At 49.8% G+C, this 13,008-nt stretch carries 8 protein-coding genes and 5 tRNA genes; 10 read left to right on the plus strand and 3 right to left on the minus strand.

What is annotated here, in order from left to right; translation table 11 throughout:
• Positions 1–1,944, minus strand: coding sequence for an AAA family ATPase (locus IM638_02200; protein ID MCA6361826.1), 1,944 nt, complete (start codon positions 1,942–1,944; stop codon positions 1–3).
• A gap of 5 nt (positions 1,945–1,949) precedes the next feature.
• A complete protein-coding gene (locus IM638_02205) occupies positions 1,950–2,972 on the minus strand; it encodes an endonuclease (protein ID MCA6361827.1) in 1,023 nt (340 codons plus the stop codon).
• Between the two features lie 161 nt (positions 2,973–3,133).
• Here IM638_02205 and IM638_02210 point away from each other — a divergent pair, with 161 nt between their 5' ends.
• A complete protein-coding gene (locus IM638_02210; protein MCA6361828.1) occupies positions 3,134–6,976 on the plus strand; it encodes a gliding motility-associated C-terminal domain-containing protein in 3,843 nt (1,280 codons plus the stop codon).
• A gap of 25 nt (positions 6,977–7,001) precedes the next feature.
• On the opposite strand, the gene IM638_02215 is transcribed toward IM638_02210, so the two are convergent.
• Positions 7,002–7,907 (minus strand): alpha/beta hydrolase, encoded by a 906-nt coding sequence (locus IM638_02215; protein ID MCA6361829.1) that lies wholly within the window; start codon positions 7,905–7,907, stop codon positions 7,002–7,004.
• A 95-nt stretch (positions 7,908–8,002) separates the two neighbouring features.
• On the opposite strand from IM638_02215, the gene IM638_02220 reads away from it, so the two are divergent.
• From IM638_02220 to IM638_02260, 9 genes are all read left to right on the plus strand, one after another.
• Complete coding sequence (locus IM638_02220; protein ID MCA6361830.1) at positions 8,003–8,587, plus strand: hypothetical protein; 585 nt, start codon at positions 8,003–8,005, stop codon at positions 8,585–8,587.
• 774 nt (positions 8,588–9,361) lie between these two features.
• Positions 9,362–9,435 (plus strand) — tRNA-Lys (locus IM638_02225).
• Between the two features lie 3 nt (positions 9,436–9,438).
• A tRNA-Ile gene (locus tag IM638_02230) sits at positions 9,439–9,512 on the plus strand.
• A gap of 90 nt (positions 9,513–9,602) precedes the next feature.
• Positions 9,603–9,674: transfer RNA gene (locus IM638_02235), tRNA-Phe, on the plus strand.
• Positions 9,675–9,702: 28 nt separating this feature from the next.
• Positions 9,703–9,775, plus strand: a tRNA-Arg gene (locus tag IM638_02240).
• 6 nt (positions 9,776–9,781) lie between these two features.
• Positions 9,782–9,853: transfer RNA gene (locus tag IM638_02245), tRNA-His, on the plus strand.
• Positions 9,854–9,914: 61 nt separating this feature from the next.
• Positions 9,915–10,052, plus strand: a complete 138-nt coding sequence (locus tag IM638_02250; protein MCA6361831.1) for a hypothetical protein — start codon at positions 9,915–9,917, stop codon at positions 10,050–10,052.
• Positions 10,053–10,265: 213 nt separating this feature from the next.
• Positions 10,266–11,666, plus strand: a complete 1,401-nt coding sequence (locus IM638_02255) for an RtcB family protein (GenBank protein ID MCA6361832.1) — start codon at positions 10,266–10,268, stop codon at positions 11,664–11,666.
• Positions 11,667–11,889: 223 nt separating this feature from the next.
• A complete protein-coding gene (locus IM638_02260) occupies positions 11,890–13,008 on the plus strand; it encodes a CAP domain-containing protein (protein ID MCA6361833.1) in 1,119 nt (372 codons plus the stop codon).

The following is a 13,008-nucleotide window of genomic DNA, read 5'->3' on the forward strand; positions in this document are numbered from 1 at the left end:
TCACACATCCATAAACTCCCACGCCGAGCGGTACGCGCCAATCTCGTCCACGTAATTCAAAAACGATTTGTAAAACGAGTGATTGGCAAGCGTGGCACTGTCGCCAAATACCAGCAGCTTTCGCTTTGCACGTGTTAACGCCACATTCATGCGGCGCGTGTCAGACAAAAAACCGATTTCGCCGTTATCGTTGCTGCGCACCAGACTGATGCAGATAATATCGCGCTCCTGACCCTGAAAACCGTCAACCGTACGCACCGAAAAATGGTGGCGGCTGCCCTCTGCGTAAGGCTGTTCGGCAAGCATTTGTGTGAGTAATTCGCTTTGCTGTTTGTAGGGAGCAATAATACCAATGCGCAGCGGCTCTGCGGTCTGATGCCTGTCATACTGCTCCAGCACACGGCCAAGATGCTTCAGCAGCAGGGCGGCTTCCTCGGGATTCGAAAGGCTAAGTGTTTCGCTATTCTGCTCTTCGCCAAAACCGCATCCCGCTGTATCAATAAACTCCAGCGGACGAATCAGCAAATCATCGTTTTCATCAAAACTCAGCAAATTATCTTTCACCGTGGCATCAGCCTGCAGGCGGTTGTCATAAAATTCGCGGTTTGAGAAATTCATGATGTGCGCGTGCATGCGGTACTGCGTTTCGAGAATGACTGATGCGTGTGGCTGGTTGCGGATGGCGCGCTCAAACAAGGTGTATTTCAATCCGCCGTCTTCCGCCTTTTTCGATTTCACGGTGGGCGGAAGCTGGCAATGGTCGCCGGCAAACACCACGCGGCTGGCGCGGGTAATGGGTATCCAGCTCATCGGCTCCAGAGCCTGCGCGGCTTCATCAATAAACACCGTGTCAAAACGTTTGTCGCGCAGCAACTTTCCGGCTGCTACAACTGGTGTACACGCCACCACCTGCGCCTGCTCAAACTGATCCCACAAAATATAATCTTCTAGCGTAGTGGCATCTTTAAGCAGTTGCCTGGCTTCGTTGTAAAGCAGGTTGCGCTGTTCGCGTTCATCGCGGCCAAAATTGCGTTTGTACTTTTTGGCCATCGCAAAATATTCCTCGGCACGCTTGCGGAATTCTTTCAGCTCCTTGTAATTCGCGTGGCGTGTCATTTTTACGTCAAGCGTATTGTTCATTACTTCATCCGATACGCGTGCCGGATTGCCGAGGCGCAACACATTAATGCCCTGTCGCACCAACCGCTCGGTAAGCAAGTCAACCGCGGTGTTGCTGGGGCTGCATACCAGTACCTGTTTCTCGTGCATCAGTGTGTGGCGTATGGCCTGCACCAGCGTAGTGGTTTTTCCGGTGCCGGGCGGGCCGTGTACAATGGCAATATCTTCGGCGGCAAGAATGGTGCGCACCGCATCGGCCTGCGAGCGGTTGAGTCCTGCGGGTTGCAGGCTTTCGTCTTTTTTCCCAAACGCGGCCTGCTTGTAGCCGTAAAGTATATCGCGTAGCTCGGCAAGGCGGCCGCGCTCGGCGTCCATTACTTTTTGCAACGCAATGAGCATTTCGCGGTATGAGTTTTCGTCAAACAGCAGGTTAATGCCCAGCTTGCCGCGCTCGGCCCAGCCGGGCAGTTCGTCGGTGTTAAACTGTATGCGCATTTTGTTTTGCCACACCTGCCGCACGGTGCCCTGCAGTTTCCAGTTTTCGCTGCCATTTTCGCCGCTGTTGCTGAAAAGCTCAATCAGTTTCCCGTTCGAAAACTGATGCAGTTCGCCAAGCCCCTGCGTGCGTTCTACTTCGATAATCAGGTAATCGCCGGGTGCCAGTTCTTCGGCCACCACCTGCAGCGGATACCAGGTTACACCGTTTTTGCGGCGTTCGGCAATGCTGCACCGCTCAAACTGCGCTACGTATTGCTTGTAATCCTCGTCTTTTTCAATGGCAAGCAGTTGCACAAACTGCTGCAGCTTTTCGCGCAGTTCTTTCACAATGGTTATTTCGCAAAATACAAATCAATGTAAACCGGAAGGTGATCGCTGTAGCCGCCAATGTAGCGGCTGCCGGCGTAGGTGCGGAGCGGGGCGGGGGGATCACCTTTATAATTTTCACCCATTATCCATTCGGGTTTAAAAATTTGTCCCGATGTGGTGGTTACATAATAGCCGCGTTTGGTAAACAGGTTTCCTGAAACAAGCAACTGATCAAACGTGTTTTTTTCTTTTTTGTAGTAATGTGTGCCTTCGCCATTTGCATCAAGTGTGCTCATCATATTGCGTAAACCTGCGCTGAGTGAATCATTCACTTCATGTGCTACGGTTTGCAAACTTGCATCGGTAGGCTCGTCGTTAAAATCGCCCATGGCTATAATCTGTGCGCCGGGCACCGCTTTGGCCACACTGTCGGTAAGTTGCTTCAAACGCTCGGCGGCCATTTTTCGGCGCGGCGCACTTTCTTCCGGCCCGCCCCGGCGCGATGGCCAGTGATTGACAAAAATGCAGAGTGTATCGTTTTTACCCATGATACCTTTTACATACAAAATATTGCGCGTGGGTGGCAATGTGTCTGAAGGCTGCGGCACCAGAAACGGTTTTGATTCAAGCACACGGAAGGCTGACTTTTTGTAAAGCAGTGCCACATCAATACCACGTCCGTCGGGCGAATCGTAGTGTACAATCTGATACTTCTGTTTTTTAAGCGGTGTTTTCTGCGTAAGATCTGTCAGTACACCTTTGTTTTCCACTTCACACAAGCCAATTATTTCGGGGCCGCTGCCGCTGCCAATTGCAAGGATCACTTTTGAAAGCTGCGCAAGTTTTTTATTGTATCGCTCTTTCGTCCACTTCATTTTGCCATCGGGCAAAAACTCTTCATCAATTACGTTTTTATTATCAATGGTGTCGAACAGATTTTCTGTGTTGTAAAAAGCAATACGTGCGGCAGCAGGCGGCTGCGCATCGGCGCAGGCAACAATAAGCAGCGTGGCAAGTGTGCACAGCGAAAAGAGTGTGTGTTTCATAAATACAAAGATAAAGTTCTGTTTCCAGAACCAGGGCAGGTTGTGAATTTACGGCTGAGTTAAGAAATGAGGGGGAAAGTATGCAGGGATTTATATACGGATTTCATTAACTTGCTCTTGGCAAACACCGGGGCAATCAGTGTCTCAGGAAACATTCTCCCATGTACAGGCAAGTACTATTGTTATTCATTGTAATGTGTGCTGCTTTGGTTTCACAGGCACAACCGTATTGGCTGCAAACAGCAGGTGGTGTGGGAAATGATGAGGGGACTGATGTATGTACTGATGCTTCGGGCGATGTATTTAGTTGTGGCTACTTCAGTGCAGGTGCATCTTTTGGGCCGAATTCACCAGCCAACTCGGGTATTACCGATGTTTTTCTGGCTAAAATTGATAATTCCACAGGCAGTTACATGTGGGTGCGCAGCGGCGGCGGTTCCGGTAGCGACAGGGCACTGAGCACCTGCACGGATGCTTCAGGAAACAGCTACATGACGGGCTTTTTCGAAGGCACGGCCTTTTTTGGTGCACAATCCGTAACCTCAGCCGGGTCGCAGGATATGTTTGTGGCCAAGTACGATGCATCGGGCAATTTGCTTTGGGTGCGCAACGGCGGAGGTGCACTGGCCGATGCCGGTAACGGTATTGCAACCGATGCCGCCGGCAACGTAATTGTTACCGGCGAATTTTCGGGCACTGCTACTTTCGGCGCTGCATCACTCACCAGCCTCAATGGCTCTATGGATGTGTTTACCGTAAAGTACGATGCCGCCGGCAATGTACTTTGGGCCGAAAAAGGCTCCTCACGCCAGACCGACCGCGGTTTCGATGTAAGTACCGACGCTGCAGGTAACATCTTCATCACCGGTCAGTTCAGTGATACCATCACGTTTGACCTGCCGCATAACAACGTATCGCAAAATGCGGTATTTGTTGTCAAGTACGATGCTTCGGGCAACGAACAATGGTTCCGGCGCATTGCCGGCGGAGGCTTCAATATTTCCAACGGCATTCACACCGATAACAACGGCAATGTGCTTGTAACCGGCGATTTTCAGGGAACCATTAACATTTACCTGCCCTCATCCACACCCACCCTCAGCGGCACATACACCGAACATATCTTCCTGCTGCGTTTCAACAACAGCGGCGGGCTCGACTGGTCGGTGGCGGCTTCCTCCTTTTCGCCGGTTACATCGCGCAGCGTTACTTCCGATGCCGCCGGTAATTATTATATCGCTGGCATGTTTCGCTGTAATATGGAGCAGTTTGCCCAACAGTATGGCAACAGCACATTCCGAACAGTTGGCTTTAATGATGTGTTTGTAGCCGCCTACAGCAACACCGGCGCGTGGCAATGGAGCCGGCAGCTTGGCGGGCAAGGAAATGATTATGTAGGAGGCATTGATATTTCCGGCACCAGTCAGGTTGCCCTCTCCGGCAGCTTTCCCGCGCAGCTGCATGTGCCCGCAAATCCGGCAAATTTTCTTACACTGTCCACAGTGCCATCCGCTAACGTGGTGGCCCCGCCTGTATTCTGCACCGATCCAAATTACAACAGCTACCGGACAGCCGTAACCGCCGGCAGCAGCGATGTATTTGCCGGTTTACCCATCGACCTCAGCCGCCAGCCTTATGATTACTACCACCACAACCCACCCACCGGCTGCAACCGCGATACATTACCGCTTTGCATCCGAGATGATCAGTTAGCCTACAACTGCACCGGCGATACATTTTATGTGTGTGAATCAAACACACCGCTCATCATCGGCGCTGCTACACAAACCATGCTCACGCCTGCAACAGGTGGCGGCATCGGCCCCGACTGGACTTACCAGTGGGCACCCGGGCCTTCTTCACCCACCATGCAGGTGTACAACACAGGAACCTATTCTGTTACCATCACTTCGCCTGATGGATGCTATACAGATACTGATGATGCACACGTAATTGTAACTCCCGGACCACCGCTGCCTACCATTACAGACGGGGTAAGCATAAATGTAAACGACTCAGTCACTACACCAGTTATTCTTTGTGCGGATTCTGTACTTCTATCGGCGGGAAATCTCGGTAATTATCAATACCTGTGGACAACCCCTGTGGGGCCGGTTACAACTTCTTCGTTTTATGCGATGCAAAGCGGACAGTATATTATCACAGTTACAGATACTGCGGGCTGCACCGCTTCAACTACTGTAGATATTACGCTCGACGAGCCTTTGAGTGTAATTAACGATACAATGATACTGATGCTTGATACGGATGGAAATGATTCGATAGCTATTTGTGATGATGTGTTTGTGGAAGTATTTATTTATGATCAGATTACAAACCCCACCGGATCAACTCAAATTTGTATTGACGATGTGCTGTCACTCAACTGGACAGTTTCTCCCACAACCGGCATTTATCTTGTAGGAAACAGTGCCTGCATAGGTACGTTTGATGTCGATTCTACCGGCTATTATACCTTCACCGCTCAACTGATACGCGGCAACGCCTGCGATACCGATACCGTTGTATTGGTAAGGCAATACTACATTGAAGTATATCCCGATCCGGGCAATGTGATTTTGCCTGCCGTGATAACCGGAAACACATCCATCTGCCCCGGCGATTCTACGCTGCTTGTGGCTTCGGGCCTGCCTTCGTATGCATGGAGCAGCGGACAAACAAACGACAGCATCTGGGTGTCACAGCCCGGCTTTTACAGTGTGCAGTATTTCAGCAGTGTAACCAATCAATATGGGTGTACAGGCACAACAATAGGTTTTGTCGGGGTTACGGTTACCATAAGGCCAATACCAATCGTCACCATGCTCCCCTCAAACGGATTGATTTGTCCGGGCGATTCGGTGCAGTTGTTTTGTACCGGCACAGGCAATTTCATCTGGTACGGACCCAACGGAATTCTGCCCGTGAATGATTCAATTATCTATGTCACCAGCGGAGGAAATTATTATTGTGTGAATACGGGTGTGGGTACTGATACCTGCGAACTCGTGTCGAATACGGTTGCTGTGGTGCAGTACAACACGCCGTTTTTGCAGGCTTCGCCTGATGATGTGCTTTGCCCCGGCGAAACCGTTACACTTAACGTAGTGGCCAGCGGTGCCACTGCTATTCAGTGGGTATTCCCATTCAGCGGAAGTGCTCTTACACAGCAGGTAAGTCAGCCGGGCACATACAGCTGTTATGTAACCTCGTGCAACATTACCACACTAACCGCTGTTGATATTGCCGCATCGTATGTTACTGCGCAGGCTACTTGGATTGGCCCTGATCCGGTGTGCGAGGGCGATTCCACACTGCTCATTGCCAACAGCAATGCCTCCTATTCCTACAACTGGCTGCCCGGAAACACAGGGAATAATGACAGCGTTTTTGTATATGCCACCGGCACGTATGTAGTAGCTGTTACCGATACATTAAACTGCACAGTTTATGATACCCTGCAGGTGGCCTTCCAGCAAAACACCCTCCTTCCGCCCGATCTGACTACATCGCCTGTTTGCATCGGGCTTGTAGCCACCATTCAGGCGCAGGGCAACGGCGGTGTGGTTTGGTACACCACAAACGGGCAACAGGTGGGTGCAGGAAGTCCGTTTATTACCGGTCCGCTGTTTACAGATACCACACTCATTGCATACATAGAATCGGGTGCCTGCCGCAGTGCGGCAACTCCTGTGCTGGTAGATGTGGAGGAATGCGATCAGAATGCGCCCAACGTGTTTACACCTGATGGCGATGGAGTAAACGATTTATTCACCGTGTATATTCCTTACGGTGAAGATTTGCGCATTGAAATATACAATCGCTGGGGACAACTGCTTAATGTGGTAACCGATGTGAACGCGGGCTGGGACGGCACGGTAATGCAAACCGGGCGCCCGGCATCTGATGGTGTTTACTATTACATTGCTTCTGCAGTGGTGCCCGGTAGCGGCCCGGTAAAAATTGCCGGCTTCCTGCATCTTATCCGCGGAGGCGGACAATAGGCCAGTTCGGCATTGCACATTTACATTATTGTTTGGGCATCTGACGGCGCGTGCGCAGCGAGTCGGCCATGCTGGTGAGCAACTGTCGTACAAACTCCGGACGCTCTTCGGTTATCATGTGGCCGGCGCCTTTCAGACGGATAAATCGGTTTTTCTTATCGGGCAGTTTTTTCTGCAGCCAGCTTAAGTTGGCCGTATCGGCAATCGCATCGTTGTCGCCCTGCACAGCAGTAATGGGTACACGAATACTGTCCCACAACGGTTCCAGCCTTCGCAACTCGTCGCGATGTGTAAACTTCTCGTCCGATGCTCGGTTTATGGCGGCCGGAAACATCCATCGCATCACTTTACTGTTTGCAGGTTTGCTGAACCACCAGAATTTTTCAAGCTCAGGCGCCACCGCAGGCGCAATCAGCAATAGCTCCGATACATCCTGCGGATAGTCGGCCGCTAGCCGTGCAGCAATCGGCGCACCGTATGAACGCCCAACCACCAGCACACGCCGCCCGTTTCGCATCGAATCAATAAGCGGATGAATGCGCCGCGCCTGCTCTTCAATTGATGTTACCGCCCGCCGCCCTGATTTTCCGTAGCCCGGCCTGTCAACCGATAACAACTGCATATGCTTTTGCAACAACGTGTCATCAATATAGTCCATATACCCGTACCAGGCTCCCGGTGCGCCATGTATTAACACTACCAGTGGCAACGTATCCGATCCTGAGAGCGCGAAATGAACTCCGGAAGTATCATTTAAAGGGTATTTTCCAAAATGCGGACGAAACTTTTTCTTGTGATAATGCGCCTCTATATCACTGTCACTCAGGATATGACGCTTAAAACAGCTCTGTTGGAGAATGAGTATCAGGCCGGTACAAACAAACAAAAGACGAAGCGGGTTATTCATTGAAAACGATGATGAAAAATTCATTACTGCAATGTTAATAACTGATCTAAAGGCTCTTTTGTTACATTTTTAAGATTTTTTTACATTTGAAATCGCTCAACTCTTATCCAGTCTCCCCGATGCGTAACATTGTTTTATTAGTAGTCCTATTCCTTGCAGGAATTCCCATTTCTGCCTTTGCACAAAACAGCCGTGTGCCGGCATCCTACATTTCTGCCACACCGCTTGATAAAGCTGTTCAGCTCACATGGTCTGCATTTGCCGAAAACACGGTATCATTCGTACTTGAAAAATCGAGAAACGGAGTTGTGTATGATACCATTACTTCCGGTCAGACTTTTCAGGTAAATACTGATCATATAGAAACAGACTTTTCTCCCTACGAAGGTACTTCATGGTATCGGTTGCGTATGACTGATGCTGCCGGAAATGTATCTTACTCCAACGTGGTACCTGTGCGTTTTCTGCAGGGCAATCCTATTCCGCTCTTTACCCCGCTTGTTGAAAGCAGTAAGGAAGATGATACACTGCTTGTGGTTGTTACAGACAATACGGGCAATGAATACTACTCGAAAGTGATTATCAATATTGACGGTAATCCCGTGCTTGCAACCGACCTGGAAAATCGGCTTCACAGCGGTTGCTACCAGATTGTAGCCTGCTCTGATCAGAATTTCTACTCGCGTTCGCTTACTGTACGCTAAATATTCTAATGTGTATGAATGAGGAGGACCACCTGTGGTTCTCCTTTTTTTTGAGATGTATGACCGGAAATTTGTTGTAAACTAAATTATCTGCAACACAAGATCGTTGATGTAAACAACCAGTTTGAATCAATTGAGCGTAATCCTGAAAAAATATTTCCCCCTTCAAAACCCTTGTTAATATTGCGTTTCAGCTATGTGTTCGGGTATTTGAGAAAATATTTTTTGCATTGCCTCTTGATAAATTGAAAAACTACTCGTTACATTTGCACCGTAAATCAATCAAAGAACTCAAATGTTTATCCACAGCAACTCACCCATAGGTCTGCAGGCCGATCGCAAGGAACTTGTGTTCCTTACCGCTGCGCCGCTGCGTGCTGTGTGATGAATGAAACCATAATTCACTCACCCAAAACGCCCGGCGAACCACAAACGCCGGGCGTTTTGGCGTTTTTACACACATGATCAGCCAGTACAAACACATGCTGAATTTTTCACTTGTCATATCCGCACCGTGCGCGGATGTACGCAAGTATGGAATTGTACTGTCTGGCCGAAAGAAAATCGGATCCGTTTGTTTTGCATTACAGTGATGTAATGGAAAAACACAAAACCCGGATCCACATACGATCCGGGTTTTTTTATGCCCTGATCTGAAAAAATGAATTGTTCGTTGACATACTGTAATTCTTGCAGGAGCCGCATTTTCAGGACATCGTAACCCGATTCCGTGCCGGTTCCCTTCCGGTGTTAACCCCAGGCTCCTGCATACATTGCTTCGTGGCGCAATTGGTTAGCGCAGCAGATTTTTACTCTGCGGGTTGAAGGTTCGAGTCCTTCCGGGGCAACATTGTTGCATGGCGCAATCGGTTAGCGCAGGTGTCTTATACGCACCCGGATGAAGGTTCGAATCCTTCTGCAACAACTTACTTCTTGCCGCGCCGGTAGCTCAAACGAAAGAGCAGCCGTTTGTATGGTGTGTAAAGGTTAAAGCCCTTTCCGGCCGGCAAATTCAGGACGAGTAGCTCAGCTGGCAGAGCACCGGTTTGAAAAACCGGCCGCAGAGGTTCGACTCCTCTCTTGTCCGCAATGGCCGCAGCAATGCAGCCACAACAGGGTTGATAGCTCAACGGGAAGAGCACCCGACTACGGATCGGGAGCGTACAGGTTCGAATCCTGTTTAACCCTCAAAATGGTAACAATGGTGCAATGGCAGCACGCCGGTTTGTGGCACCGGAAATCAGGGTTCGATTCCCGTTGTTGCCCTTTACAAATTGGTTTAAAATAATTCACACAAAGAACAAATCACACAAACACAAAATGAGTCATGACCAACATCTCACACATTCGGATCATGCTCCGGACAGAAGGTGTTCGGATCGTGGCCGGCAACGAAACCACACACGGAGTTATTTCGCCTGTTGTTACCGAAATAGCTCCTGATGATGACTGTGACAACGATTAATGATGTTAAACCTTGCGGCCGCCGGGCTGCAGTAAAAGCAGAAAGGAGATGCGATGAAAAAAAATCCGGTTCACAACGAGTTCGTGTTCGACGAACGACCGGTTTGTGTGTATGGCAACATGTACATCAAGCCTCAGGTAAATTCAATGCCGGTGCGCGTGTTTCTTACTGCAGCCCGGCACATCAATACTTTAATTCATAAAGTAAGTCTGTATGGCAAAATTATCTCTTACCGCAAAAGACCTGCGCCGCCTTGGTTACACACCTGATGCGGCGGTGAGCACGGCTTTGCGCGTAATGCACAAGCATTACAAACATCACAGCGCGGCAGAAGTGCTTCAGCTGCTGCGTGAAATACTTAAAACGCCCGATGCGTTTGAAGCCGATGAAGTGCTTGGCGAAATTGCCACGCATTTTATTGAAGCCAAAGAAGAAGAAGTACCGCAGCAGGAACTGCGCAGCAAGCCTGCCGATATTTTCATCTTCGGTGCTGAACATGTGGATCATGCTGCCATCGACCAGCTGCGCAGTGCGGCGCGCTTACCGGTGGCTGTAAGCGGTGCGCTTATGCCTGATGCGCATTCGGGATACGGCCTGCCAATTGGCGGTGTGCTGGCTACTGAAAATGCGGTAATTCCTTACGGTGTGGGCGTTGACATTGGCTGCCGCATGTGTTTAACGGTGTATGATTTGCATGCGTATGAACTCAATCGCAAACACAAGCAACTTGAAACAGCCTTGCTGCGCCACACTTATTTCGGCTCCGGCCGCGAACTTGGCAAAGCAAAAGAGCACGAAGTAATTGACCGCCCCGAGTTTGGCGAACTTGCCTTGCTGCGCAAACTTCAGGGCAAGGCCGCAAAACAGCTGGGCACTTCGGGCTCAGGCAATCATTTTGTAGAATTCGGTGAAGTGGAAATTCTGGCCGACTGGCCCGAACGCAACCTCAAAGCCGGGCGTTACATCGGGCTGCTTTCGCACTCAGGCTCGCGCGGGCTGGGCGCTTCCATTGCCACGCATTACACCGAAGTAGCCAAACAATGGTGCAAGCTGCCGCGTCAGTTGCAGCACTTGGCCTGGCTGCCCATGGACTGGTTTGAAGGGCAGGCCTATTGGAAAGCCATGAACCTTGCCGGCGACTATGCATCAGCCTGCCACGAAGTGATTCACCAAAGCATCACGCGCGAAATTGATCTTACGCCGCTGGCGGTGATTGAAAACCACCACAATTTTGCGTGGAAGGAAATTCACCACGGCCGCGAAGTAATTGTGCATCGCAAAGGTGCTACACCGGCTGCTAAAGACGAAGCCGGCATTATACCCGGTTCCATGACTGCGCCCGGATTTATTGTGCGCGGCCGTGGCGAAACTACTTCGCTGCATTCCGCTTCGCACGGTGCCGGGCGATTAATGTCGCGTTCACGTGCCAAAGAGTCCATCACCCGCAATGCCATGCATGCGTTGCTTCAGCAGCACGGCGTAACCTTGCACGGCGGCGGTTTGGACGAGGCCCCGCAGGCCTACAAAAATATCAACGAGGTAATGCACGCGCAGCAAAACCTTGTGGATATTGCCGGCACTTTCCGTCCGCGTATTGTGCGTATGGACGGGTAAAATGAAAACAGCCGTTCCGGCGCTCCGCTTCACTTATCGTGTTGTTGTCAAAAAATAAGGAGCATGCAGGAACGGCTGTTTTCTTCTCTTGTTGTTTCACCGGATTTATTATTTTTCAAAAATAATTATCCGGTGTTTCTTTTTTACACCTCGTGACTTATGCTCAAAAAACAGGGGAGCAACAACAAAGCCTGTTTCCCGACGTTTACGTTGAAAGCGCTTTATGAAAAAAGTGTCAGTAGTTTTTTGGTTGTTTTTTTTCAGTGCAAACTTTGTAATTGCGCAGGAGAGTCTGCGTTTTCAAACCGTCGATATGTTGCGGCTTCGCGGAGTATTTAAGCAAACAGCAACCGATACGGTAATGAAAATTGAACGGCTTGCCGCACTCAAATTTCATACGCTGCTTAATGCATACCGCCGGGAGAATAAACTCGACACACTGCGTTTTAACGATACGCTCTGGCTGGCTTCGCGCAATCATAATATCTGGATGATTGCAAACAAACAACTCAGCCATTCGGAAGAAAAAGACACGCCTTCGTTTACCGGCGAAGATCCCGGCGACAGATACGAATTTGTGGCAAAAGACAAAGCAAACTGTTCGTGGACGGGAGAAAATTGTTTATACAATTTTTCTTACGGAAGTACGATTGAGAAAGCGGCCGATAATATTGCGCGGTCGGCCATATCACAATGGAAAGCATCGCCGGGGCATAATGCCAATATGCTTCGTGAGCGGCACCGGCAGCATGGTGTGGCTTTTAATATTGGTGAAGACGGCCGTTGCTGGGGTACCGATTTATTTACCGACGGGCCTTATTACAGCACATACACCGACAGTAAAAATACCAGTACGGCATCCACGGCACAAACAACCGAGAAGCGCAAACGGTTTGTGCAGGCACAGGCTGAGGCTGCGTTAAAAGACAGACTCTACTCGGCTTCGGGGCAGTCAAAGCAACAGGCATTTTTGGAAGAAGCTGCACAGCAGCATGCTGCATACCTCAGTGTAAATCGTAAAACATTTGGACATGATGAGGTTGAAGGCAAACGTTTTTTCACCGGCGTTTCACCCGAAAAACGGTTCAAAAAAGCGGCAGGCCTCAAATCAAAAAAGCTGCTCAAAAATTATTCGCTCAAAGAAAGTATAGCAAGTGCAAGTTATCATATTGATGATTTTGAAGCCGAGCAGGCTGCGCAGGAATTACTGCTTTTGCTTAACTCGGAGCAAAAAGGCAGCGGCTCCGGATCGCTTGTGGGCTTTGGCATCAGTATGAAACGGAGCAAGAATGTGATTACGGTAATTGTAGTGCGGGTGGAGTTGATTGGGAAGGGTGGGTGA

This window comes from Bacteroidota bacterium (assembly GCA_020402865.1).
Lineage (GTDB): Bacteria > Bacteroidota > Bacteroidia > Palsa-965 > Palsa-965.

What these genes read in the sequence shown, in the direction of transcription:
- IM638_02250 (MCA6361831.1), top strand. Translation starts at nt 9,915, where the DNA reads ATGACCAACATCTCACACATTCGGATCATGCTCCGGACAGAAGGTGTT.
- IM638_02205 (MCA6361827.1), bottom strand. Translation starts at nt 2,972, where the DNA reads ATGAAACACACACTCTTTTCGCTGTGCACACTTGCCACGCTGCTTATT.
- IM638_02260 (MCA6361833.1), top strand. Translation starts at nt 11,890, where the DNA reads ATGAAAAAAGTGTCAGTAGTTTTTTGGTTGTTTTTTTTCAGTGCAAAC.
- IM638_02215 (MCA6361829.1), bottom strand. Translation starts at nt 7,907, where the DNA reads ATGAATTTTTCATCATCGTTTTCAATGAATAACCCGCTTCGTCTTTTG.
- IM638_02220 (MCA6361830.1), top strand. Translation starts at nt 8,003, where the DNA reads ATGCGTAACATTGTTTTATTAGTAGTCCTATTCCTTGCAGGAATTCCC.
- IM638_02210 (MCA6361828.1), top strand. Translation starts at nt 3,134, where the DNA reads ATGTACAGGCAAGTACTATTGTTATTCATTGTAATGTGTGCTGCTTTG.
- IM638_02255 (MCA6361832.1), top strand. Translation starts at nt 10,266, where the DNA reads ATGGCAAAATTATCTCTTACCGCAAAAGACCTGCGCCGCCTTGGTTAC.